The sequence below is a fragment of the Streptomyces sp. NBC_01508 genome (assembly GCF_045040315.1).
Taxonomy (GTDB): domain Bacteria; phylum Actinomycetota; class Actinomycetes; order Streptomycetales; family Streptomycetaceae; genus Streptomyces.
In genome coordinates this window covers 4,476,218-4,499,960 of record NZ_CP109419.1, presented here as the reverse complement: position 1 = coordinate 4,499,960, position 23,743 = coordinate 4,476,218, and the positions used below count along the sequence as shown (strand labels likewise).

Here is a 23,743-nt window from a genome sequence, read left to right as displayed (position 1 = left end):
TGTACGGAACACCCCGCTCCGGATGGGAGGTTGGGCGGCGCGGCGGCCGGGGTGGGGGTGAGGCGGGGCCGGGGTGGGGGTGAGGTCGGGGCTTACGGGCCGTTCAACAGGCCCTCGTCCGGGTGGTCACCGGGCGGGTCACCGTGTCCCGCGACATGCGCCGCGCGCTCCCGCGCGGTGCCGTTCGCCTCGACCGCGCGAGGTCGGTGGTGACCGACCTCACACCAGACGGACCGGCTTCTCCGGCCGTACACCCGTCGAGGCCAGCCACATCCGCAGCGGCTCCACGTCGCCGTCCTCCACCAGGCTCAGCACCCCGCCCGCCAGGTCCGTGCGGCGCTTGCCGTCCATCAGCAGAGCCGGGCCGTCGAGCCAGTCGAGCCCCGGGGCCGCACCCGCCGTGTCCACGGCGGCGCAGCAGACCATGGCCGTGACGTGGTCGGCGAGCAGCTCACGGCCCGTACGCGGCGGCATGAGGGGGAACAGCGGCAGCGGGTCCGTCCCCCGGAGCGCCAGGGCGTCGCCCGCGGCGTCCACGGGCGGGGCGGGCGCCGGGACGGTCGGCACCGCGTCGGCCTCCTCGCGCGCCACCTCGGCGCTGATCCCGGCGGCCAGCGCGTCGCCCGCCTCCTCGCCCTGCCCGGCGAGATGGTCCATGACCCGTTCCAGCGTGGGGCCGGGCACGGCCGAGGGGTCGGCCGTGGAGCCGCCGGGACGCGCGGAGCGGCGTACGCCCATGTCGTCGAGGACGCGGTGCAGCCTGGCCGCTTCCGTACGCCACTTACGGTCGACCACCTCTTCCGGATACTGCTGCCAGTCGACCGGGGACCAGTCGGGGCCGGACGCGGCCGGGCCGCCGTGGAAGAGGCGCGCGGCCAGCAGGGACGCGGCCTCGTCCACCGCGCCGGGCTCTTCGAGCAGATCGCAGGCGGGGCGCTCGCCCAGCCGGGAGGTGAAGCCCTCGGCCAGCCGGTCGCGCCGCGACAGCTCGGTCAGCGCCGATACGACCCCGACGTCGAGCCGGGACGGCCAGCGGCCCATCCGCCAGGCGGGCAGGGCGACGCGGGTCAGCAGCCGGTCCCAGCCCGCGTAGGCGAGGCCGACCTGCTCCTGGGCGACGATCCGCACGCCGTAGTCCACACCCTGGGCGCGCTCGGACGCGGCGGACGCGACACCGCGCTCCATCAGCGCGGCGTGCTCGCCGCAGGCGCGCAGCAGCAGGCGGGCGATCCGGCCGACGAAGCCGAGCGCGGCCCGGCGCACCAGGCCCAGGCCCGGCCGGCCCGGGAGGGCCACCGCCGCGTCCAGGCCCCGCACGAAGCGACGGGCGGCGGCTATGTCGGGGTGCGCCGCCGGTCCCGTACCGGCCACGACCGGGGCCAGCACGGCGCGCAGCTCGGCGACCCGCATCCACCACAGGAAGGGGGAGCCGATCACGAGGACGGGGGCGGCCGTCGCGCGACCGCGTCCGGCGCCGGGGGCGCTCGCGGGGGTGCGTGCGGTGCCGTTCCCGGGGGTGGTGCGGGTGCCGGGGGTGGTGCGGGTGCCGGTGGCGGTTCCCGGCCGGTCGGTCGGAGCGGCGGCGAGGGCGTGCGCGGGGTGCGTACGGTCCTCCAGCCAGCTGTCGCAGTCGGGCGTCAGGACTATGGAGGAGGGCGCGGGCACATCCATGCGGTCGGCCAGATCCCGCACCAGGCGATACAGGTCGGGGGCGGACCGCTCGGCGATCTCCACGGTGGGGCTGAGGGCGGGCCTGGCCCTGACGATCACGGCGGCGACGGCCGCCGCGCACAGCAGCACGACCACGGCGACACCCGTCACGACCCAGCGCGCGGTGTCCCAACTCCCGCCGGTCAGACGGCCCGTGGCACCGCCCGCGAGCAGGACGACCGCCGCCGCGGCGGGCAGCAGCGCGACGGCCGACGCCCTGCCGCGCACGCGCAGCACAGCGAGAGCCCTGGACCTGGCGCCCTGGGCGCCGATCTCCTCACCGACACCGGAACCGGACACGTCCGGATCTCACCCCCTCTGCCAGCACTGCGGTGGATTTGCTCACTCCCCCACTGTGGCACCCGCCACTGACATCGCAATGCCGGTGGGCCAAGTGCCCGAACGCTTGCGCCGCACCATAGTTGGGACCCCTGCGAGGATCATCCGGATGGGCTAACCGTCACTCGATGGAATGGCTTTGGGCAAAGGTGCTGACGCGCCGGTGTTCTGGGGTCCGGTGTCCGGGGACCGGGACGCGGGACACGAACAGGACCGGCCGGGGAGTCCGCACCCGGGCTCAGGACCAGGGTGGATACCGCGCTCGGATTCGGGATTCGGGATTCGGGGTGGGTCCCGGGCTCAGGCCTCGGCCTCGGCCTCGGCGGCCTTGCGGGCGATGTCCGTACGGTGCTGGGAACCGTCCAGCCGGATCCGGTCCACGGCCGCGTACGCCCGCTCCCGCGCCTGCGCGAGATCCTTGCCGGTCGCCGTGACGGACAGCACACGGCCACCGGCGCTCAGGACCGTGCTGCCGTCGTCGGCCAGCCGGGTCCCGGCGTGCAGGACGTACGCGTCGGGCGCATCCTGCGCGACGACGTCGGCCAGGCCCTCGATCGGGTCGCCGGTCCGCGGCGTACCGGGATAGTTGTGCGACGCCACGACGACGGTGACCGCCGCGTCGTCGTGCCAGACCAGGCTCGGCTGATCGGCGAGCCGGCCCTCGGCGGCGGCCAGCAGGACACCTGCGAGCGGGGTCCTCAGCCGGGCCAGGACCACCTGCGTCTCGGGATCGCCGAAACGGGCGTTGAACTCGATGACCCGCACACCCCGACCGGTGATCGCCAGGCCCGCGTACAGCAGCCCGGAGAAGGGCGTGCCACGGCGGCGCAGTTCGTCGACGGTGGGCTGGAGGACCGTCTCCATGACCTCGTCGACCAGCTTGGGATCGGCCCACGGGAGCGGGGAGTACGCGCCCATGCCGCCGGTGTTGGGGCCCGCGTCGCCGTCGAGCGCCCGCTTGAAGTCCTGGGCGGGGCGCAGCGGGAGCACCGTACGGCCGTCGGTGATGGCGAAGAGGGAGACCTCCGGACCGTCGAGGAACTCCTCGATGACGACGCGGCCACAGGCGAGCGCGTGCTCGCGGGCGGCGGCGAGGTCGTCGGTCACGACGACGCCCTTACCGGCGGCCAGACCGTCGTCCTTGACGACGAAGGGGGCGCCGAAGGCGTCGAGGGCCTTGTCGATCTCCTCGGGGGTCGTGCAGACGTAGCTACGCCCCGTGGGGACGCTCGCCGCGGCCATCACGTCCTTGGCGAAAGCCTTGGAACCCTCCAGCCGCGCCGCCTCGGCGGACGGGCCGAAGCAGGCGATGCCCGCGTCCCGTACGGCGTCGGCGACCCCGGCGACGAGCGGCGCCTCGGGTCCGACGACGACGAGCCGGGCCTCCAGCTCGGTGGCGAGCCGGGCGACGGCCGCACCGTCCATGGCGTCGACCGGGTGCAGCTCGGCGACTTCGGCGATACCGGCGTTGCCGGGCGCGCAGTGCAGAGCGGTGACGTCGGGATCGAGGGACAGAGAGCGGCACAGGGCGTGTTCGCGGGCACCGCCGCCGATGACAAGGACCTTCACGGGGGCAGCCTAGCGGGGACGGGTTGGCGGCGGACGTGGTGTCCGGTCGCCGGACCGCGGACCGTCCGGCGGTCGAGGCCAGGTCCGGTCCGGCGAACCGCGCGATCCGGTCGGCGTGCCCCGCCGGCGCCTCAGGTCCTGTCCGGCGGACGGAACCTAGTCGTTCGGGTACTCCTCGACGACCGTGGCGCCCAGTTCGCGGACGATCAGGTCGTGCCCGGAGAGCGCGGAGTCGACGAGGTCGGCGTCGTCCTCTTCAGGAGTGTCGTCCTCGGGGGCGACGTGGCGAGGAGCCGCCATGGCGGGGCCGTCCGACGGGCGGCGCTGTTCGGGCGTCGTGGGGCCGGGGACGGCGGGCGCGGGCGCGGCGGGCGCGTAGGCGCCGGACATCGCGGAGCCGGAACCAGGACCGGGGCCGGGGGAGGACTGGGCGGGCGGCGCGGGTCTGTGGGAGGGGGCGGGCGCCGGGGGTCTGGCGCCGCCGCCCCCTCCGTCCCCGCCACCGAAGCCGCCCGCGCCGCCGCCGTAACCGCCGCCTCCACCGGGGTTGTTGCCGCCGCTACCGCCGCCACCGCCGGGGGCGGGCGGCTGCGGGGTGCCGCCCGAGGGATCGATGATCGCCTCGACCTTCCACTGCACGTGGAACTGCTCGGAGAGCGCCTGCTTGAGCACTTCCTCGCTGCCGCTGCTCGCGAAGTTGTCGCGGGCGCCCGCGTTGAGGAAGCCGAGTTGGAGGGTCGTCCCGTCGAAGCCCGCGACCTGTGCGTTCTGGCTGAGCAGGATCCAGGTGAAGCGACGGCGGTTCTTCACCGCCTCCAGGATGTCCGGCCACATGTTCCGCACCTGTCCGGCGCCCTGGGTCATGACGGGACCGGCCGGACCGGCGGAACCGGCGGACTCGTGCGCCGGTGGGGACGGTGCGGGGGCCGGCTCGGTGGTCTGCGGGCCGCGCCCGGGGGTCGACGCGGTGGGCCACCCACCGGGCTTGCGGGCGGCTTCCGGAGCGGGCGCGGGCGCGGCGGGGGTGGGCACGGCCGCACCGGGCCAGGCGCCGGGCCGGTTGCCGCCCGGGGGCGCCGGGGCCGTGGGCTCGGGGGTGGGAGCGGGGGCCGGAGCCGGAGTGGACGGTACGGCGGCGGGAGGCGCCGGGGGCGGCGTACCGCCACCCTGCACGGCGGCCCGCGCCGCGGCGGGTCCGTTGCCCGGCCCCACCGCGTGGGCCTCGGGTCCGGGGACGTACCCCATGGCGGGGCCGCCCCCGGTCGAGAACGCCGCCGCCGAAGCCCCCCGCTCCAGCCGGTCGAGCCGCGTCTGCACGGACCGCTCGTCGTCGAAGGCCGCGGGCAACAGCACGCGGGCGCAGATCAGTTCGAGCTGGAGCCTGGGCGAGGTGGCGCCCCGCATCTCGGTGAGCCCGGTGTTGACGAGGTCGGCGGCCCGGCTCAGCTCGGCGGCCCCGAAGACCGACGCCTGGTCCCGCATCCGCTGGACCACGTCGTCGGGGGCGTCGATGAGCCCCTTCGTACCGGCGTCCGGAACGGCCGCCAGGATGACCAGGTCCCGCAGCCGCTCCAGCAGGTCGGCGACGAACCGCCGGGGGTCGTTGCCGCCCTCGATGACCCGGTCCACGACCTCGAAGGCCGCCGCGCCGTCGCCGGCCGCGAAGGCGTCGATCGCCGAATCGAGCAGCGAACTGTCCGTATAACCAAGGAGGGCCGTCGCCATGGCGTACGTCACACCGTCCTCGGCGGCGCCCGCGAGAAGCTGGTCCATCACGGACATCGAGTCCCGCACGGACCCCGCACCGGACCGCACCACGAGCGGCAACACCCCTTCGGCGACCGGGATCCGCTCCTTGGCGCACACCTCGCCGAGATAGTCGCGCAGCGTCCCGGGCGGCACCAGCCGGAACGGATAGTGGTGCGTACGCGACCGGATCGTGCCGATGACCTTCTCCGGCTCGGTGGTCGCGAAGATGAACTTGAGATGCTCCGGCGGCTCCTCGACGACCTTCAGCAGGGCGTTGAACCCCGCCGGCGTGACCATGTGCGCCTCGTCGATGATGTAGATCTTGTAACGACTGCCGGCCGGCCCGAAGAAGGCCTTCTCCCGCAGATCACGGGCGTCGTCCACACCACCGTGCGAAGCGGCGTCGATCTCGATGACATCGATCGACCCCGGGCCGGTCCTGGCCAGGTCCTGACAGGACTGGCAGACCCCGCAGGGGGTCGGCGTGGGCCCCTGCTCACAGTTCAGACAGCGCGCCAGGATGCGCGCACTGGTCGTCTTCCCACAGCCCCGCGGCCCGCTGAACAGATACGCGTGATTGACCCGGTTGTTGCGCAGGGCCTGCTGCAGCGGGTCAGTGACATGCTCCTGCCCGATGACCTCGGCGAACGACTCGGGGCGGTAACGGCGGTACAGCGCTAGGGACGACACACCTACGACGATATCGGCCCGCTACGACATCCCACCCCCGCCAACGCGAACGCCCCCCACGTACCCGCCAGAGCCAACCTACCCTTGCTGCCTTCCGGCCCTGGGGGAGTTCAGTCAGATAGCGCCACGTGAGGGGCTGCGCCCACAGTACCCGATCCCCACCCCCGGCAACGAGTTCGCGAGCACCACTCCACGTCTTGTATGGTTCGTCGCGGAGGATTCGCCTAGTGGCCTAGGGCGCACGCTTGGAAAGCGTGTTGGGGGCAACCCCTCACGAGTTCGAATCTCGTATCCTCCGCCATTGCTCTCACCGGGCAATAGTCGAAGGCCCGCCGTCGCTAGCGATGGCGGGCCTTCGACGTGTCCGTCTCAGTTTCCGTCTCATTCGCCCTGCGGCGGCTCCCAGAGCATGTCGCCGACCTGCTGCGCGACCTTCCGGAGCATCGGCCCGGTGATGTGCATGTACCGGGCGCGCATCCTTGCCGCTCCCCCAGGCTCCCAGCCCATGATCGAGTCGACCACGACGTCAGGGACTCCCAGGAGAAGCAGGACGGTCGCGGCAGTGTGGCGAGCGTCATGCAGCCGGCCGTCCCGTACACCCGCGTCCCGCAACAGCCGCTTCCACACGTGGTAGTCGGTGTTCGGGCTCAGCGGACCGCCGAGGGGCGAGGCGAAGACGTACCCCTTCTCCTCCCAGTCGGCTCCAGCTGACAGGCGCTCCCCCGCCTGTACGTCCTGGTGGTGCCGAAGGAGCTTGATCAGCGGATCGGGCAGACCGACTGTGCGCCGTCCGGCCCTGGACTTGGTGGACTTGTGTTCCCGCCGGGTCTGCTCCCGCCGAGGGCAGTAGCCGGCCTTCCTGCCGCACGGCTCGCCCTCCCCGCAGCCGTGCCGGTACTTGGGCCGGAGCCGGTTCTTGCGGATACGCACGTAGCCCGCATCGAGATCCACGTCTTCCCAGTGGAGTCCGAGCGCTTTTCCCTGCCGAAGTCCCAGAGCCAGGGCGACGACCCAACGGGCACTGTTGCGCAGCTTGGAGGCCTGGAGCAGCAGGCTTTGCACCTCTTCGATGCCGTAAGGCTCGATGTCCTCCTCTTCCAACCGAGGAGCCTTGGCGATCTCTGCTGGATTCGTGGGGACATGCCCACGTCGTACGGCCTCGCCCAGGGCGACACGGATCGTGCGGTGCACGTGGTGAGCGGTCCCGGCCGAACTGCCGTTGCCCTGCATCTTTCGGTAGAAGCTCTCCAGGTGCTCGGGCTCCAGCCGGTCGAGCCGGTGAGCACCCAAGCCGGGGACGAGGTGAACGCGAACGTCGACCTCGTACCCGTCGTAGGTGTTCTCGGAGACGTACGGCCTGGCGATGTTCTCCACCCAATGCTCAAGCCAACTCCCCACCGTCCAGCCCTTCCCCGGCTTCCGGAGCTTCTTGTCGTCACGAGCCCGCTCCATCTCCCGGACGGCCTTCGTCACTTCGGCCTTGGACTTCCGCTCGATGTGACGCCGATCGGGCTTTCCGTCGTCCCGCACACCGACCGTCACGCGGCCGTGCCACTTTCCGTCCTTACCGAAGTAGATCGATGAAGCGCCGTTGGGCTGGCGGGTACGCCTCTGCTCTCCCATGGCCGCCCTCACGCTGCTTCGGCAGGGTGACGGAGCTTGGCCACGTACGCGGGGAACGCGTCAGGTGGAACACGGCGCAGCCGCCCGACGGTCACGGACTCGATCTCACCAGTGATCACGAGCTTGAAGCACGTCGTACGCCCGATGCGGAGTCGCCGCGCGGCCTCTTCGACGGTCAGCAGCGCCAGCGCCGGATCGAGGGCGATCAGGAGGTCATCGGATGGGTTCGTGGCCGGCGGCTCAGCCATGGGTGGGTTCTCCTTCCGTTCCGAGGGCGGGCGCGAGTGAGGCGGACAGCCACTCCTCGCCGCGTGTAAGTCCGATGCCGGCGAAGACCCAGTGCGCGAGGACGTACGTCGTCTCCTCGCCCGGGTCGTGCTCTGCGGGAAATTGGTCGTCGGGCAGAACGCCGAGGGCTTGGGCGCGGCGCCACTCGGCTCGGGCGTCGCGGAGCGCGCCGAGGGTGGTGGAGTAGCGGCGGGTCTTGGTGGAGAAGTGGCCGCGGAAGCCGAGCATGTGCGCCCAGGCCCTCAGCCTCAGTTCGGCCAGGTCCTTGCGGGCGCCGAGCCGCCAGGCGGTGCGGATCATGTGCCGGGCGTGATCGGTAATGCGCGCGTACGCCAGCTCAGCGAGAAATCTGATCGGCCGGTCCAGGGTGCCGGTCGCGGCCTCAGCGCCCTTCGTCGCGTACTTGGCGATGTACGCGGCTACCGCGCGGTCGGTCAGCTCGGTCGCACCATCGAAGTCCGCGGAACGGATGGGGCGTACGTCGAGCTGTCGGCCGAAGGCGAAGGTGTGCTCACGGCTGTCGAGGACGGGACCGGTCACGGTCGCTTTGGCAGCGGCGGATCCGATCGCGTCCGTCAACAGTTCGGCCGAGGCCCAGGCCGGGGGCGAGTCGTGGGCGCCGTCGGGCCCGTCGATGCGTATCACGGCGTGGAAGTGGACCGCGCCGCGCTTCTGGTACTCGGCGACCTTGGCGAAGGAGACTCGCGCGAAGTGCGGGAGGCCCCGTTGCGTGAGTCCGGCGCGCTTGGCGACTTCGCGGCGGAGGTAGATGGAAAAGCGCCGCCAGAGCATTCCCGCGTGCGCGTTCCAGAGCACGGCCGCTTCGTAGTCGTAGGAGTCGGGGTCGAGCGGAGTGCCGAGTTCGGGGGCGTCTTCGTCATGCCGGGCACCGCAACGGCACTTCCTCGAACCGTCTTTGGTCGTCGGCCGGTTGTGGACCGGACCGAAGCCGGGTGCGGTGAAGGTGGCGAACACCCGAGGGTGGGCGGCCACCGACTCGGGGTTGCCCTTGCCGCCTCGCAGCCCGGCGGTGATCAGTTGATAGGTGTCTCGGCGGTAGACCTCCGCGCAGGCGGCGCAACGGGTGGCCCGGCGGTTGTTACAGCGCACGAGGAGGTGACCGGCCGGGAGCGCGGTTGAGTCGAGGTGATGGAGGGCGCGGCCGATCTCGCCCGTACGCGGGGCGAGTTGGTGTTCCGTGCGGTGTCCGTCGAGGCGTACGGGGCGGGTGCAGCCGCCCAGGCCGCGGAGCTGCCGTACGAGAGCGGGCATGTTGCCCAAGGAGACGAGCGCGCCCAGATCCTTGAGCGGAGGCGGAGCGTGTCCGGTAGTAATGGAGCTGTCCTTTCGACTGTGATCGGGAGGTTCCGTGCCTGCCGGGGCGGCGGGATGCTTGGCGGTATCGAGGCCGCCCCGGCAGGCCGGTCAGCGCGTGCGAGCGCCGTTGAGCAGGGAGCGCAGCACCAGGGCCGCGATGGAGACGGAGACGGCCGTGACCGCGACGGTGGCCAGAAGCGCCGTCAGCACCACGCCGACGACGAGCACGGCGACGACGGCCCCGACTCCGAGCCCGACGTACGGGGCGACGGAACGGCCGGCGGAGGACGCCGGAACGTGCGGGCACGAGCAGCTCGCCGGAGCGTGATGAGGCCGGGAGGAAACGGCCGATGTGATCACGGGTGTCGTGGGGGTGGGCGCGATCTCGGGCAGTTTCGGACGGAGCAGCATGGCGGTTGTCCTCTCAGTCGTTGGTGTCGTTGACGACGTCGACTCCGGTGCGTGTGCCGGATTCGATCGCCGGGGCGAGGAAGGTTTCCGAGAGCCAGAAGCCGAAGAGGGCGATGACGACGGCCACCCAGAGGCGGATGCCGAGGAACTTGATCGCGGCCCAGGCGACGACGCCCAGGACGAATACGAGGGGCAGGGAAACGGTCACGGTCGGCTCCTGTCAGCGGACGGAACAGCGGTGGGTGCGGGCGGCCAGCTCGGCGGCGCTGCGTGCGTCGTACTCCGTGGAGAAGCCGCAGCGCGGAGCGGTACAGGCAGTGGTGTGCTTCTCGCGGCCCCGGTCGTCGTAGTACGTGGCGACCTGGACGAGCCCGATACGGGTCACACGGCGGAAGCGCGGTTGCGCGGGCATCAGTTGGTCCCCTTCTCTCCCGTGAAGTCGGCGGTGTGCTCGATGAGCCAGATACGGATCTCGGCGCCCTCCTGGTCGTCGGCGGTGAGAATCACCGGCTCGGCGACAAGCAGGGCCTCCGTGAAGTGGTTCTGGCGGGTCAGTTCGGCAGCGCGCTGGAGGGCGCGGAGGGTGGACGGTCGCAAGAGGCTTTCCTTGTCGGTCAGTTGAGGCGGGCGGCGATGGCGGCGGCGAGCGGTGCCGGGACGCCGAGTCGGGCGCGGAGGGTGTCGGTGTCGATGGGCGTTCCGGTGCGGGTGCGGTGTTCCGCGGCGACCTTTCGGGCGTGGTCGACCAGGGCTGCCGGGACCCGGTCGGCAGGCTGGGCAGCGGGTTCAGGGGCCTGATCGAGGGCGGGTGGCAGCTCAGGGGCCTTGTCCGCCGGGGTTTCGTCCGGGGCGGCTTCCGCCTGTGCCGTAGCCGGGCCGTGGGCGAGCAGCGTGCCGCCGAGGAAGGCGACTGCCGGCCAACCCGCCACGGTGATGCGCAGCCAGGCCGGGACGTTGTCGAGGTCGAGCAGTCCGGCGGTGGCGACGTTCGCGCCGAGACTGGCGGCGAGGGCGATAAAGAACCAGGACCACCCGGCGGCTTTGGACTGTCCGGAACGCAGCCGCTTCCAGGCCGCCACCAAGAGGAGGTCGACACTGATCGGGTAGGCCCAGGCTTTCCAGCCGTCCTGTCCGGCGGCCACCGCCAGGTCATGAAGGTGCGCGAAGGACAGGGCGGCGGCGATGACCGCTTGGATCAGTACGGCGTCAACGGACAGGTTCCAGATGCGCATCGCGCTCACTGGCCCCGCGCCAGATCGGCGGCCCGCCGGGCAACACGGGCGACCTCAGCAGCCTCTATGTCGTCCGGCGAAGCCGCTGCGATCCGCTCCAGCAGCTCGGCCTTACGGACGGCCAGTGCAGCAGGGTCGCCGACACCAGTTCGGACGGCCCTGAGATCAGTCAGGAAAGCGGCGATCTCACTGATCGAGGGTTTGGACACCTCTGATCACTTCCTCTCGGCATCAGACATGGAGGGGGTAGGGACGTGGCGCGATGCGGTCGCGCCGACCGGTGTGCTGCGGGAGTTGTCAGCCGGTAGCTGGACGAGGCTTCGTCAACGGAACCGGTGTCGCGACAGGCAAGAACGGTACGTACGGCTGGAAGGGCTTCAGCGCCGGTACGTCGGGGATCAGTTCGGCTGTCCCACGGCAGAGGGTCGCAGCGTCTGAGAGCGACAGGTACGGGGTCCGGATGCGGGTCCAGCCGCCCGAGGAGTCGCCGACGACGGCGAGGCCGGGCAGGTCGGGAGCGATGGCAGCGGCGACGTAGACCGCTTCAGGGGCGATGTCGCCGAGGGCCATTTTGGCGGACGCCTCGTCATTGACCCGGTGGCAGACACGGCCGGTCAACTGGGCCCGGAGCATGGTCGCGCCCTTCCCCAGTTCGGCGCCGAAGCGCTGCCCGCAGACCTCCAGATAGATGCCGGCCGCCCGGCCGAGCTGTGCGAGTCGGATCAGCTGAGTCACCATCTCGTCGCGCCGGTCTTCGTCCTTGCGTGTGGCGACAAGGAACAGCTCGGCGACCTCGTCCACGAACAGCACGATCGGGGCCGGGCGTACCTCTTCCGGCAGACCCCAGATGTCCGAGGTGATCTCTGCGTCCGGGACACCAGGACCACCCCCTTGATGGGCCTTGATCAGGTCGTATCGGTCCTCCATCTCCTTGACGAGGACCGGCAGCAGAGCCGCCGCCTCACTCGGCTCCGTGGCCAGGGCCGAGAGCCGTGGAGCGAACGGAGCAAGCTCAACACCACGCTTGCAGTCGATGCCGACGATGGCGACAGGTTGCGCCGCCAGACCCGTCAGCAGGTTGCGCAGGAACATGGACTTGCCGGACAACGTGGCGCCGAGCACCAGTTGGTGAGGCACGGTCCGGTAGTCCCGAACGAACGCGGTCGCGTCCTCGCGAAGCGCCACCGGAACAGCCAGGAGGCCACGCTCGACCCGGCGGGGCATTCTCACGCTCCGCAGCACATCGAAGCCGACCAGCCTCAGCTCGACCACGCCCGGCTTGACGCTCACGACGTGCACCGCATGAACGCCCCAAGCGTGTCGGAGCCGTTCGGATGCGGCGGCCACGTCTGCCGGTTCCTGGCCGGGAGCGAGTCGAAGCCGGACCCGCAGCCCCGTCGAGGTCGGCCGCAGCAGACCCCGGCGGGGAGGCACCGGGCGTACTTCTCGCCGCGTCATGGCCCTGACGGCCACGGCACGGAACCGAGACGGCTGGACGGTCAGCCCACAGGCATCCATGGTCGAGCCGTACGAGGCCATCAGCCGGACCACCGACAGCGGCAGCCCGATGAAGACCCAGTACACCGCCGGGTACGCCTTCCTGTCGTAGAGCAGCCCGGCTATGGCTGCGAGCACCCCGCCCAGCTCGACCACGGTCAGAACGTCGGACACGGAGATCAGCTCTCCCGTCCGGCCGGGAAGGCACCCGGAGTCACAGCAGCCGCGCGGTAGGCGATGCCATGCCGCGCCTGGCCGTTGAAGACGCTCTCCCACGGCCGTGCGACGAGCCCAGGCAGAGCGACCGGCGCACCGACCACCAGGCCGTCAATCACACCGCTCTGAGGAACGGTCACGGCGATGAGCGAGGACTCCCCCTCATCGATGTAGACGACGCCAACCTTCATCAGCGCCTCACCACTGACCGCGTCCTTGGCGATCTCCCCCGTCTGCCGGTCCTTGACCTTCGGCTCAGGAGCTTCGGTCATCAAGATCGTCGCGGACGAGGTCTCGACACGGATCACACGCACGGAACTTCTCCTTCGTTGAGGGCCCGCCAGATGACCTGACAGGTTGACTTAGCAAGTTCAAACTTAGAGATGCCAGGTTGACTTGTCAAGCGATTCCCGTCTGCTCAACTCGATCTGGAAGCAACTCGGTTCGTGTTGTCGGTTCACGCAGGGGCGACACGAACCGGTCCGAAGGATCAGCGAGACTTCCACCATGGACGCAGGAATCGCCGCACTTCTCGGCGCTGGCATCGGCTCTGTCGCCACCCTCGGGGCAACAATTCTGAGCGGCCGTGCGCAGGCGAGGGCACAACACGAACAGTGGCGGCGCCAGCATCGCCGCGATGCCTACGCCGGCTACCTCAGCGCGCTCCATGATCGCGACATAGCCATGGACAGCATCCTCGACGCCCTACGGCAGAGCGAGTCCGAGCTCAGCAACGTCGACGAGAACGTACAGCGCTTCGTCACCCTCGCCCGCGAGGTCCATCGCCGTGCGGAAGTCGTCATCCTCGAAGGACCGCACACCCTCGCCGAAGCAGCCGGACGCATCACCCACGCTTCCGAGGAGCTCTCCCAAGTCATGCGCCGCATGGTCGAGGACGCCCGGACCAGCCAAGTCTCACGGCAGGCCCAGGACCGCGCTCTCGCAGCCGAGCGCGAACGAGACCTCTACCAAACGATCAAGGACTTCCGCTTGACCGCCCGCACGGTCCTGGGAAACACGGACTGAAGTCGCGCAACTGTCGGCCTAGCGGCTAAGAGGCAGCGTCAGCCCAGTCGATACGTGTCTTCCAACTCTTGCCGGTCACCGGGCAGCACCACATCCGTGACCTGCAAAGCCTGCCCTGACACGTCACAAGCGACGACGAGCACACTGAGCACCGGATCCGCGGTGGACATGCCTAGGTGCTCCGCTTCCTCCGCACTGGGCAGCCGGGCGGACACGCGCTCGGTCACATGGTCAAAGCGGACCTTCTTACGGGCCTCCAGATGCGCGCGAAGACTCCCGTCGAGCGGCGCCGAGTCGCCGAGATCCGTGCCGTCCAAGAGGCCGGCGGGGAAGTACGACGAGGAGAGTTCGACAGCTTCTCCCTCATCTTCGATCAGCAGCCGCCGCACAAGGACCTTGGCTCGCTTGGGCACTCCGAGGATCGAAGCCACGCGCGGTGGTACGGGCGCCTGCCCTACGTGGACCAGCCGACCGGACGCACGGGATTCATCCCGCTCCAGCGCCTCACGGCCGCGCTGGTCCTTCTGCTCGACCGCTTCCGGGCGCCCGCGGACGATCGTGCCGTACCCCTGCCGGGACTCCAGCCAGCCGTCCCGCTTCAGGAGCTCCAGAGCCCGAACAACAGTCGGCCGGGACATGCCGAAGGCTTGGACCAGTTGATTCTCACTGGGCAGGAGCGTGCCGGGCGGGTACGTACCGTCCTTGATCCGACCCTGGAGCGTCTGCGCCAGCCGCACGTACTTCGGTGCGGCCACTTCGTACGCCATAGTCCCGCCTAGTCGGAATCCGCCAAGTCAACTTGTCAAGGAGCCTACCCCTGTGACGTCATGCCGTCACGAGCCCCTGGCGTCACCAGGTCAGCGCTTCCAAGCACCGTCGATCCGGAACGAGACCCGCGTGCCGCCGAACCGGCTCGGGCCGGCGCTCCACGAGTCCGACAGGGCGTCGACCAGGAGGAGCCCCCGCCCGTGCGCATCGTTGGCATCGGGTCGCCTTATCCTCACCTGGGCCGGAAATCCTGGGTTGTGCACGTCCACGAGCAGGGACTCCCCCACCCGCCAACACTCGACGCGCACCCGCCAGGAGTCCTCAGCCTCCCCGTACAAGACCGCGTTCGTGACGAGTTCCGAGATCATCAGCACACAGTCATCGATCGAGCAGGCCGGCGTGTACGGGCTGATGAACTTCCGGAACCAACGTCGGGCGCGTGCCACCGACTCAGGCACCGGATACAGCGTCATGCTCCCGACCAGCGCCAACTCCTTGCCGCTCTCCTCAGGACCATCCACCACCTCGTTCACTCGCACCGCTCCTCTCTGCCGGTGCCACCGCAATCCAGGCAGCGCCGTTTCGATGTGACACGGGCGCGAGCGTCAGCGACAGAGAGCGCCAAGGAGGCACGCGTGCCGACGCGCTTCCAGCCCCAACCCCTGCATCGCACGGCACGCCGCCTCTTGCGTCACGTGCCGTGGCTCCGCATGTCCCTGACTCACGAGCCGCGCCCCCTTCAGTAAGTGGCCTTAGCCACTTACTGGATAGTGGCATTAGCCACTTGGAGTCGCAAGCGTTTCACGCAAAGAGACACCGCCCAACTACACGATCGGGTAGCCCTGTTCGAACGCCCAACGCTCCGGCGGGTACGTGGCTTCGGCGAACTCCAGCGGTCGATCCTGCAGGTCGTAGACGACGTGATGGACGATCAACACGGCTGCACCGGGGGCCAAATCAAGATCAGCGGCTTCATCATCCGTCGACGAGCGGGCGCACATCCGATCCTCGGCATAGCTGCCCTGCCGACCCGTCACGCTCTCCACGTACATGAGCGTGCCTTCCCGAATCCGGTCAGGGTCCCGGAGCTTCGGCGCCCGCTCGCCGACATCAGGCCCGAACCAAGAGGTGGAAAGAGTGATGGGCCCCGAGTCGTTGTTGGTCACACGCCGACGGTGAACAGCTCGGGCACCTACCGCCAAGCCCAGGGCCTCAGCCACGTAATCGGGCGCCTCCAGCCAGCCGGCCGAGGTGATTACCGCATACTCACCGGGCGTGTAGATCTTCCCTGTCTGCTTGGCTCGGCCGTACAACTCACGGGCTCGGCGGTTCACTTCCAGGCTCCGGACGTACGTGCCCGAGCCCTGCCGCTTCTCGACCAGGCCCTGATGACTCAGAGCTTCCAGCGAACGCGCGGCCGTCGGCCGGGACACCTTCCAGGAGGCCGCGAGTTGGCGCTCCGACGGAACCTCATCACCAGGCCGCAAGTCACCCCGCAGGATCTGATCACGGATGTGGTGCGCGATCTGCAAGTACTTGGGCTGGGCTTCCTCGATCTTCGGCATGCGACCCCCTCCCCGCTCTCCAGGTGGCTATTACCAGTGGCCACTATAGAGTGAGTGGCTAGCCCGGTTCCCCGTACGCTGGCGCGCGTGACCCGCTTGATCGTGGCAGCAGGAGGAGGGGGCGACGCAGTCGCCGCCTCGATGCTCGACGCCGCTCTCTACGGCGATACGGACCCGGCGGTGATCTTCACGTACGCGTGGGACCGCCTGCTGATCGATCCGCTACCGGGACCACGAGGGCCGGCCGATTTCACCGGACTGCGCCCGCTCACCAGAAGCGTCCAGGCTGTGCCTGCGGGCGCCCGGCCAGTAGCCCCCGCAGGATCGACACTCCCCCGGCTGGCAGCCGAACTGCCCCAGACACTCGCCCTGATCGACCCGCACCACGGCGCCGAGGGCATCACGCGCCAGCTCGAAGAACTCATCGAGCGCCTTGCGCCTGAGTCGATCGACCTTCTGGACGTCGGCGGCGACATCCTCGCCCACGGCGACGAGCCCACACTCCGCAGCCCGTTGGCCGACGCGCTGCCCCTCGCTGCCTGCTGCCAAGTCAACGCACCCGTACGGCTTCTGGTCGCCGGCCCCGGCCTGGACGGCGAACTCCCCGCCGACCTCCTGCACGACCGCATGGGCCCAACCGTCCTCACCCTCACCGCCGAACACGTCGAGCCCATCAGCTCCGTACTGGAATGGCATCCCTCCGAAGCAACAGGGATGCTCGCAGCCACAGCACGAGGGCTCCGCGGCCTGTGCGAAGTCAGAGATGCCGGCCTGCCAATTCCGCTGACCGACGAGGGCGCCACTGTCCACGAAGCCGACCTGGACGACACTCTCAACCGCAACCAGCTCGCCCGAGCCATCCTCGCCACACAGACACTCGAAGAGGCAGAGCAGCACAGCCGAGAAATCTGCGGCTACTCCGAGATCGACTACGAGCGCAACAAGGCCAGTTGGCTCGGCACCCGGCAAGAGCAGAAGCTCGACCCGGAGACGACGCTCCACCAACTCGACCAGTTCGAGGCCAAGGCACGCAGCCGCGGAATCACCCACACGACATTCCGCCACCTCACAGAAGCCCTCGACCTCAACGGCAACCAACGCCAGGACCTCAGGAACCTCCTGCTCAACAACCACCCAGAGCAGTACCAACCCCCGCTCTGGCGCATCCGCCCCGAAGCCTGAGTAACAACTTTCTCTACGGTTTCAAGGCGCCTCGCTCCGCTCGCCGCGCGCTCCCCGGCTCCCCGCCGGGCCCCGCCGCTCCTGTCTCCGCCCCGCTCCGGGCCCCGGCTACGCCGGTCGCGCAGCTGAAGAGCGAACGCCAGTGGCGGGCCAAAGCCCGCTGTGGCTGGGGCAGTCGGCTCCACGGCTTTACGGAGCCACTTTGGCGCGAGCCTCGAAGATCATGGCCCCAACGTCGTGCTTTATCGGGCAGGTCCACAAACTGCCCGACGCGCCGGAAGCTTACGGGGCCATGATCACTCGCGCCAAAGCAGCGCCACCCCAAAGCCGCTCCGCCGACCTCGTATCTTCATCGAACTTCGCCCAGCAATGCACCAGCCTCCCTCCGCACCGTCACCGACGGATGATCTACCATAAGGGAGCTAATTGCCTCCTTTACCGAGTCAGGAATACTACGGTTTTGACTCATCTGGCGAATAACGAGAAGAGGAACCAGAATCCCCTCATCCGCAATCATTTCAACAAGGCGGCCCTCCGCGCTTTCCCTGAATTCTGATGAAGTCGCAGCAAAAAAAGATAGTGCTCTAGCTGCATGACCTCGTACTGCGGGTTCTGGATCGTGGCTGAATTGCATGGATTGCGCTAGCAGCCATGGACTAGCAACCGACGATGTAATTGTGGCTACTGTACGTGCTGCCTCCTCGCGCGACTCTGCTTCTCCACTCCCGGACATTCGGGAGATTAGAGAGAATGTCTCAGGCTCGCCGATGATTCCTCTAGAGGCAAGGAATCGCAGGGCCGCAGGGAAGGGAATCACCACATGACCATCGAACGCTCCACCAGGCGCTTGAAGCAAAACCTCAGATTTGAGACGGAAGGTTTCCGCTACCTCGGGCGGGAGTTCCGTCGACAGGTAGGCCAGCCTGTCAAACGCTCCACTCTTATCCGATCTCTGCACTTTTTGGTCGGCAAGGAATTCGGAAAGTGCGTGCCAAAGCACTGTCGCATCAGCATAGATAATCAGAGCCGCAGCAACGTCTGCCGGATCAAGCGCGCGGAATGCGCGCATCCCTTTGGAAGCTTCTGACCTGATGCCAGCTAGCGACTGCTTCACAATCTCAACCGAGGCAGAGATTTCCAAAGCGCTCATAGAAGCGCCACTCATGGCAGAATTTACGCGATTAGCAACGTCCTCTAGATCTTCCAGGGCTACCTGTTCCGGAAACGCCTGACTACTCGTCAAGGCCTCGAAAACACTACGACTTGCTGTCATGCGTGAGCTGTCCGATTGAAAGAAGTCATTCCAACGCGATTGTGTTTGGAGTGAGACGTTCTCCCAATTCAGATTTCGCAACGAGCGACCAACCGCCTTGTCCCATAGCTCATCGCCTGGGCGTCCCTGTTTTGCAGCCCGAAGCAGAAGAAGTGCGATTTGGTCATCTTCTTCAGCGATGTTCGCTAGACGTGCAGCTGTCAGCCAAGCAGCCTCAAGCCGCACGACGTCCAGTTGCGATGACCCCGGTGCTGGCTGAGCTCCCCCTGCTTCAATTGCTTGGCAGGTGAGTGACAGAGCGTTCTGAGCGTCTCTTTGCGTCATCAGGTCTGCCGCACCCCGTAGAATGCGCAACTCTGATGCTCGCAGCATGCGCGGCTCTGCGCGATTCTGCAAAATCTGCATTGAGTCCTTAGTCAAAGCATCCAGAGGGCCAGAAGCACGAATACGCTCAACCGCGAGATCGATTTCAGACTTCACATTGGCATGCCTCAAAAGCCGCAGTGCGTCGGCAACTTCATCTGAGTTCGGACGCACAGCACCCATGCATTGCACTAGTTTCATTAGCGCGTTTTCTTTGCGGAGTCGATAGACTGCCACATCACCTAGCAGCTCATAATTCAAGGCTGCATGAAAGAGCGTAGGAGCGCCCCTGCCGCCAATCACACGAGTCTGATTGCGGAACATTCGATTGAATGAGACTTCAACGAACTTAGAATACTCAGATGCGCGCAACTGGTCAATCTTGAGCGCTTGATTCGACTTCTGAGTGCGCACCATCTGCTGCCAAGTAGGAAGCGACGGCGGAAGTTCGTCGGTCCCATCGACGACAAGCCGCATGGGGACAAGACTCCAAGCGGCATGCCGGAGGGCTGTGATCACATGCTGGAGGGACTCGGCGTGGCTGACTGAAACGCCAGGACTCATCGAAAACTCTGAAAACTGAGAGTCCTCAATTTCGTCAAGCAGACTCAAGATCTCTGTCGTCTGGGAAATGTGATCCATGCCAGAGTCGCGGAACCTAAGGCATTGCTGCTGCAACAGAGCGGATCGGATTAGCTTGTCCTCTGGCGTCTCTACGCTTGTTTTGTTGAGGAGAGCTTGCAGAATGCTGTTACATTTATCGTACTCGTCTAGCTCAGCGGCCGCACAACAGGCGAGAAGGCCGAGGGCACACGATCGAGCAAGGTCAATTGATGCTTCAGATTGGACCTCTCGGACCAGTCCGTCGAGACCTGTTCGAATTCCTTGGGTGGTCAAGCTCATTTCGGCAGAACGCACGCCCGGGTCAACACTGACAGTCCCTTCTGCACCCTCCGTTGAGTTATGAGACCAGCGGCTGGGATCGCCCGACACGATCCCGGCCAGCTGTGCGTAGGGTTCAGCATCGTACTCGGGGTTTCTGAAGTTAGGATGGGGAGCAATGTCAAGCGGGCGCAGCACTCCGATAATCCACGCCAGATTCATAGCAGTTTCCTCCCTGGAATTTCATAGGGGTCTGGCGCGAGGTCCAGTACACGGTCAATCCGTGAACCGTCCCGCATGTGTACTGAATTGCGATTAATGGCAGCCTGAATCCAGGTGGTCATGATTGAGTAGAGCTGAACGGCGTCCGGCACTCCTTCAACATAGAAGGATCCCTCAGTGTCTGCTGGAAGCCACTCGATGATGACGGTTTTGGCATCTGGCCAGCTTGCACCTACAGCGCAGATGCCGACGAATATTTTTCCGCCGCTGCTCACGTGCTCGGCGTACACTTTTAGCGCCGCGCCCCGAGCAGAAGAGTTTTCCTGCAGGACTGCTTCTGCGGACCTCACAGTGATGAGCACGTCGACAGGAGCGTCTGGATAACTCCACTTATCAACGACTGCCATCGATGCCGAACTCAGTTGCTCTCGCACGTCATGATAGACGCTTTCCCACCGAGTTCCGTGAAAATCGGTGCGCAACTCCGAAACAATGACAGTGGATGGAGTTTTTTGACGTGGGGGCCGGTACACCTGGTCATCAATTTGAGTACTGACAATGACAGCTGCTTGGGCGGGCGGATCACTATCGGCTGATGTTTCCAGGAGCAGCCGGCGCAACGTCGTGTACGACCAATGATCGCGAGAAGCAGGCTTGATTATGCTGAAGTGGTCTCCTGGGAGCGCCCCGACCTCTGGAAAGGAACCCTGAGCGGACGCTCTGGGCACAATGTTATCTTCAGCTCCTGCGTAGACGGAGAACGGGATCGGACATGTCCTCTCTCCGACCGATCTAGCATTGATTACGTCTCGGATGACTGCAGCGTGCGTGTCTCGAATTTCCTCATTCAATGTGCGCAAATCTCGCTCCTGCGGGTGACGGGAACCCAATAGATCCCCACGCATTTTGCGCGCAAAATCCGAGCCTGCATTTGGAGTAGCGAACAACACCACCCGCCGGATTCGCTCTAATTCGGCGCCTCGCCCCTGATTAAGCATACGCTGGAGATAGCGCTGTACCACTAGGCCGCCCATGCTGTGGCATACGAGGACCAGGCGGCGATAATTGGCTGCTTCTGTCTCCAGAAAAGTTTGCAGGACGTCTGCAATAGTGCTCAGCGTCGGTAGGCGACGGTCTGGGCGCCAGAAAAATGAACGGGGTAAGTGAGTGGAGTACTCCAAATGCAGCACATCGACTGACCTCAGTTCGTCATCTTCGGAGATCCTTTCGTCGAAACTCCTCCACGTCTTCGCCTTCGAAGCGAACCCGTGTACGAACACGGCAGCCAGCTGCTCTTGATCACCCACCGCACACGCCCCCCATGCACATCCGTCAAACAGGAAACATACTCCCCACTGAGACCGCTCAAGAGGGCCTGGGCCGTGTGCGGGCGCAGTTTCGTCGTGGCGCCCGGAGCCTGCTGGACGGTCCATTCAAGTCTGGGGAGGTGGTCGGCGAGCGCGTTACGGGGCACCAGCGCAAGGGTGTGAAGCCGGCGGACTGGTCGAGATGAATCGCGGACCCCGGAGCGGTCGGAGTCCAGCCCTCACGCAGTGCATGCAGAACAGCCGCGGCAACATCGGACGGCCGTACCATCTCAGCTTCGCGATCGATCCAGTTGCTCGGATGCGGCTGGTCGGTGGTGACCAGGAGCGTTATGCCCAGGGTGTCCGCATGCTCGACCGCGTACGTGCGCGGCGACCAGGCCAGCCCCTGAGAGTACGTTGGTCGGCCTCGCGGCCGCCACCGGTAGGCCGTACCGTCGACAACGATCCGTCGTGATCCCCTGCGGACCAGAGCCATGACACCCCTTCAAACAGCGAAGATGCTAGCGAGCCCGTCCCCACCGTCCGTCTCAGTTTCCGTCTCATTCAGCACCTTTCACGACGGTTCAGACGAGACCGCAGGTGGTGACCGCTCAGACGACCGGCCACCCATGAACGCAGGTGGACGCCCCCGCACGCACCCCAAGTCCCCACCACCACAGTTGGAAAGCGTGTTGGGGGCAACCCCTCACGAGTTCGAATCTCGTATCCTCCGCCATTGCTCTCACCGGGCAATAGTTGAAGGCCCCCGCTGCTCGCAGCGGGGGCCTTCGACGTTGTTCTCACCCGCGTTGCGCTTCGGCGATCTTCCGGGCCGGGACTCCGAGCAGCATGAGCACGGTTGCCGCCGTGTGCCGTGCGTCGTGAAGGCGACCGTCCCGAACCCCCGCGTCTTCGAGCAGCCGCTTCCAGTCGTGGTAGTCCGTGTTCGGGCTCAGCGGACCACCCAGCGGCTTGCGCAGCGGCACGTACGAGCAGTCGCCGCTTCTCCAGCGCGAGCGCCGGATGCGCTCCATGCGGGCGCCGGTGGCGACGCCGATACGGACGGCGTAGACGTGGCAGGGACGACCGGGAAGACCACCGGCACCTTGGAGAAGTGGCGGGAGCCGCACCGCGTCGCCTTCCGCGAGATAAACGAGTTCCACGAGGCGGCCCGGGTCGACCTCGGGGTGCGGGGGAAGGTGTCTGGCGAGCGCCACCCGGAGCGGGACCTCCTTCTGCCCTCGGCCCGTCGGCAGGGGGACAACACCTCGGGCTGACCCAGAGCGTCCGTATTCTCCGGTGCGCTCTCCCCGAGATGTCCCCCAACAGGGTTCCGGGCAGCGGAACGGGTCGGTGCCCGGAATATCACGGCGTGGCTGTGCGAGCGTGCAGCCGAGGGCGCCACCCTGCGCGAGCTCGCGGCAGCCACCGGCCGGAGCGTCCCGTGGGTGGCAGCCCGCGTCGGCCCCCGCTGAGCCACGCACCTGTGCGTCCTGCCTGGTGACGGTGGCGGAGGGAGCCGTGGCTCCGCACCGCAAAGGACCGTCTGGGACAGTGGCACGGTGGCCTCCCTCTACCGAAGTGCCGAAGCCCGTCAAAGGATCCGCGACTGGTGCACCACCCGTATCGGTCAGTGGCCGACGGTGCACCGCACGGCGATGCTCAGCACCCGAGCCGGTCCGACCCACCTCGTCGTGGCGAACGAGGACGCCCGACGGCCCTCCGGCGCACCGGCGGTGGTCCTGTTGCCCGGCACGAACTTCAACGCCGCGACCAGTCTGGTCCTGGCGACCGAACTCGCCCGGCACTGGACCACCTACCTCCTCGATGTGCCCGGGCAGCCCGGTCTCAGCGGCCCGGACCGGCCGTCCCGGCACCGCCTCGCCTTCTACGGACAGTGGCTCGGCGAAGTCCTGGACAACGCCGTGGGCCGGCCCGCCATCCTGCTCGGGCACTCACTCGGCGGCGGTATCGCCCTGGCCTGCGACTCCCCGCTGATCAGCGGCAGAGTCCTGATATCCCCCGCCGGAGTGACACGGCTTTCAGTCGGCCGGAGCGTCCTGTCGGCAACCCTGCCCTGGCTGCTGCGCCCCACCGACACACGCTCCACGCGCCTGCTGCGGATGATGTCCGGGCCGCACGGCACTCCGGGAGCGGAACTCGCCGCATGGATGACCCTGGTCGCGGGCAACTGCCGCTCCAGCCTTGCCCCCGCACCACTGCCGCCCAGTGCCTTCGCACGGGCCAGGAACACGGCGGTCAACCTCGTCGCCACCGGAGAACACGACATCTTCCTGCCGCCCGACCGCCTGCGTACCCCCACTGCCCGCGGCCTTCGCACCCGCGTGCACGTGTTGCCGGGCGCCGGACACCTGGCAACGGAGGAGGCCCCTGAGCGCATCAGCACCCTGGTGGCCGAAGCCGTCCGCCGCGGTGCCACCGGCCGGTAGGTGCCAGGGTGGCTGCTGGAGAACGGACGGGCGCGGCCGGCTCCGGGATCGGAGCCGGCCGCGC

Annotated in this window: 22 protein-coding genes, 1 tRNA gene, 1 other RNA gene and 1 pseudogene; 4 read left to right on the top strand and 21 right to left on the bottom strand. The window is 67.6% G+C overall.

What is annotated here, in order from left to right; genetic code table 11:
* Positions 1-219 precede the first annotated feature (219 nt).
* From OG700_RS20840 to ffs, 4 genes are all read right to left on the bottom strand, one after another.
* Entirely contained in the window at positions 220-2,010 is a 1,791-nt protein-coding gene (locus OG700_RS20840; RefSeq protein WP_405615749.1) for a hypothetical protein, read from the bottom strand.
* A gap of 339 nt (positions 2,011-2,349) precedes the next feature.
* Positions 2,350-3,618, bottom strand: coding sequence for a phosphoribosylamine--glycine ligase (gene purD, locus OG700_RS20835; protein ID WP_405615747.1), 1,269 nt, complete (start codon positions 3,616-3,618; stop codon positions 2,350-2,352).
* Between the two features lie 156 nt (positions 3,619-3,774).
* The gene (locus OG700_RS20830; RefSeq protein WP_405615745.1) at positions 3,775-6,057 is read right to left on the bottom strand and encodes a DNA polymerase III subunit gamma and tau; all 2,283 of its coding nucleotides are present in this window, start codon (positions 6,055-6,057) and stop codon (positions 3,775-3,777) included.
* A 42-nt stretch (positions 6,058-6,099) separates the two neighbouring features.
* An RNA gene (gene ffs / locus OG700_RS20825) (signal recognition particle sRNA small type) lies at positions 6,100-6,198 on the bottom strand.
* A gap of 72 nt (positions 6,199-6,270) precedes the next feature.
* On the opposite strand from ffs, the gene OG700_RS20820 reads away from it, so the two are divergent.
* Positions 6,271-6,358: transfer RNA gene (locus OG700_RS20820), tRNA-Ser, on the top strand.
* Between the two features lie 80 nt (positions 6,359-6,438).
* On the opposite strand, the gene OG700_RS20815 is transcribed toward OG700_RS20820, so the two are convergent.
* The 11 genes from OG700_RS20815 to OG700_RS20765 all read right to left on the bottom strand — a co-directional run bounded on the left by OG700_RS20815 (position 6,439) and on the right by OG700_RS20765 (position 12,955).
* Entirely contained in the window at positions 6,439-7,680 is a 1,242-nt protein-coding gene (locus OG700_RS20815) for a tyrosine-type recombinase/integrase (RefSeq protein WP_405615743.1), read from the bottom strand.
* Between the two features lie 8 nt (positions 7,681-7,688).
* Positions 7,689-7,928, bottom strand: coding sequence for an excisionase family DNA-binding protein (locus OG700_RS20810; protein ID WP_405615741.1), 240 nt, complete (start codon positions 7,926-7,928; stop codon positions 7,689-7,691).
* A complete protein-coding gene (locus OG700_RS20805) occupies positions 7,921-9,240 on the bottom strand; it encodes a replication initiator (RefSeq protein ID WP_405615739.1) in 1,320 nt (439 codons plus the stop codon). Before OG700_RS20805 ends, OG700_RS20810 begins: the two co-directional genes overlap by 8 nt.
* Positions 9,241-9,393: 153 nt before the next feature.
* On the bottom strand, positions 9,394-9,696 hold the full coding sequence (locus tag OG700_RS20800) for a SpdD protein (RefSeq protein ID WP_405615737.1): 303 nt from the start codon (positions 9,694-9,696) through the stop codon (positions 9,394-9,396).
* A 13-nt stretch (positions 9,697-9,709) separates the two neighbouring features.
* A complete protein-coding gene (locus tag OG700_RS20795) occupies positions 9,710-9,904 on the bottom strand; it encodes a hypothetical protein (RefSeq protein WP_405615735.1) in 195 nt (64 codons plus the stop codon).
* Between the two features lie 12 nt (positions 9,905-9,916).
* Complete coding sequence (locus tag OG700_RS20790; protein ID WP_405615733.1) at positions 9,917-10,108, bottom strand: mobile element transfer protein; 192 nt, start codon at positions 10,106-10,108, stop codon at positions 9,917-9,919.
* Positions 10,108-10,293 carry a hypothetical protein gene (locus OG700_RS20785; protein WP_405615731.1) on the bottom strand — a complete coding sequence of 62 codons (186 nt, stop codon included), beginning with the start codon at positions 10,291-10,293 and terminating at the stop codon, positions 10,108-10,110. Before OG700_RS20785 ends, OG700_RS20790 begins: the two co-directional genes overlap by 1 nt.
* A gap of 17 nt (positions 10,294-10,310) precedes the next feature.
* The gene (locus OG700_RS20780; RefSeq protein WP_405615729.1) at positions 10,311-10,928 is read right to left on the bottom strand and encodes a DUF2637 domain-containing protein; all 618 of its coding nucleotides are present in this window, start codon (positions 10,926-10,928) and stop codon (positions 10,311-10,313) included.
* Between the two features lie 5 nt (positions 10,929-10,933).
* A complete protein-coding gene (locus OG700_RS20775; RefSeq protein WP_329077704.1) occupies positions 10,934-11,137 on the bottom strand; it encodes a hypothetical protein in 204 nt (67 codons plus the stop codon).
* Between the two features lie 88 nt (positions 11,138-11,225).
* Positions 11,226-12,599, bottom strand: coding sequence for an FtsK/SpoIIIE domain-containing protein (locus OG700_RS20770; protein ID WP_405615727.1), 1,374 nt, complete (start codon positions 12,597-12,599; stop codon positions 11,226-11,228).
* Between the two features lie 5 nt (positions 12,600-12,604).
* Entirely contained in the window at positions 12,605-12,955 is a 351-nt protein-coding gene (locus tag OG700_RS20765; protein ID WP_329077702.1) for a hypothetical protein, read from the bottom strand.
* Between the two features lie 193 nt (positions 12,956-13,148).
* On the opposite strand from OG700_RS20765, the gene OG700_RS20760 reads away from it, so the two are divergent.
* Positions 13,149-13,667 carry a proline dehydrogenase gene (locus tag OG700_RS20760; RefSeq protein WP_329077701.1) on the top strand — a complete coding sequence of 173 codons (519 nt, stop codon included), beginning with the start codon at positions 13,149-13,151 and terminating at the stop codon, positions 13,665-13,667.
* Between the two features lie 38 nt (positions 13,668-13,705).
* On the opposite strand, the gene OG700_RS20755 is transcribed toward OG700_RS20760, so the two are convergent.
* The 3 genes from OG700_RS20755 to OG700_RS20745 all read right to left on the bottom strand — a co-directional run bounded on the left by OG700_RS20755 (position 13,706) and on the right by OG700_RS20745 (position 16,000).
* Positions 13,706-14,434: a GntR family transcriptional regulator gene (locus OG700_RS20755; protein ID WP_405615724.1), complete on the bottom strand. Its 729-nt coding sequence runs from the start codon at positions 14,432-14,434 to the stop codon at positions 13,706-13,708.
* 90 nt (positions 14,435-14,524) lie between these two features.
* On the bottom strand, positions 14,525-14,908 hold the full coding sequence (locus OG700_RS20750; RefSeq protein WP_405621840.1) for an ATP-binding protein: 384 nt from the start codon (positions 14,906-14,908) through the stop codon (positions 14,525-14,527).
* Between the two features lie 351 nt (positions 14,909-15,259).
* Positions 15,260-16,000: a GntR family transcriptional regulator gene (locus OG700_RS20745; protein ID WP_023540501.1), complete on the bottom strand. Its 741-nt coding sequence runs from the start codon at positions 15,998-16,000 to the stop codon at positions 15,260-15,262.
* Between the two features lie 87 nt (positions 16,001-16,087).
* On the opposite strand from OG700_RS20745, the gene OG700_RS20740 reads away from it, so the two are divergent.
* Positions 16,088-17,182 (top strand): DUF1152 domain-containing protein, encoded by a 1,095-nt coding sequence (locus OG700_RS20740; RefSeq protein ID WP_405615721.1) that lies wholly within the window; start codon positions 16,088-16,090, stop codon positions 17,180-17,182.
* 349 nt (positions 17,183-17,531) lie between these two features.
* Here the strand turns inward: OG700_RS20740 and OG700_RS20735 are convergent, their stop codons facing one another.
* From OG700_RS20735 to OG700_RS20725, 3 genes and pseudogenes are all read right to left on the bottom strand, one after another.
* Positions 17,532-19,922, bottom strand: a complete 2,391-nt coding sequence (locus OG700_RS20735) for a hypothetical protein (protein WP_405615719.1) — start codon at positions 19,920-19,922, stop codon at positions 17,532-17,534.
* Positions 19,919-21,229 carry an esterase/lipase family protein gene (locus OG700_RS20730; protein ID WP_405615717.1) on the bottom strand — a complete coding sequence of 437 codons (1,311 nt, stop codon included), beginning with the start codon at positions 21,227-21,229 and terminating at the stop codon, positions 19,919-19,921. The genes OG700_RS20735 and OG700_RS20730 overlap by 4 nt, the downstream gene beginning before the upstream one ends.
* Before the next feature lie 821 nt (positions 21,230-22,050).
* A pseudogene (locus tag OG700_RS20725) lies at positions 22,051-22,203 on the bottom strand (site-specific integrase); the annotation flags it as partial.
* Positions 22,204-22,887: 684 nt separating this feature from the next.
* On the opposite strand from OG700_RS20725, the gene OG700_RS20720 reads away from it, so the two are divergent.
* A complete protein-coding gene (locus tag OG700_RS20720; RefSeq protein WP_405615715.1) occupies positions 22,888-23,679 on the top strand; it encodes an alpha/beta fold hydrolase in 792 nt (263 codons plus the stop codon).
* The last annotated feature ends 64 nt before the right edge of the window (positions 23,680-23,743 follow it).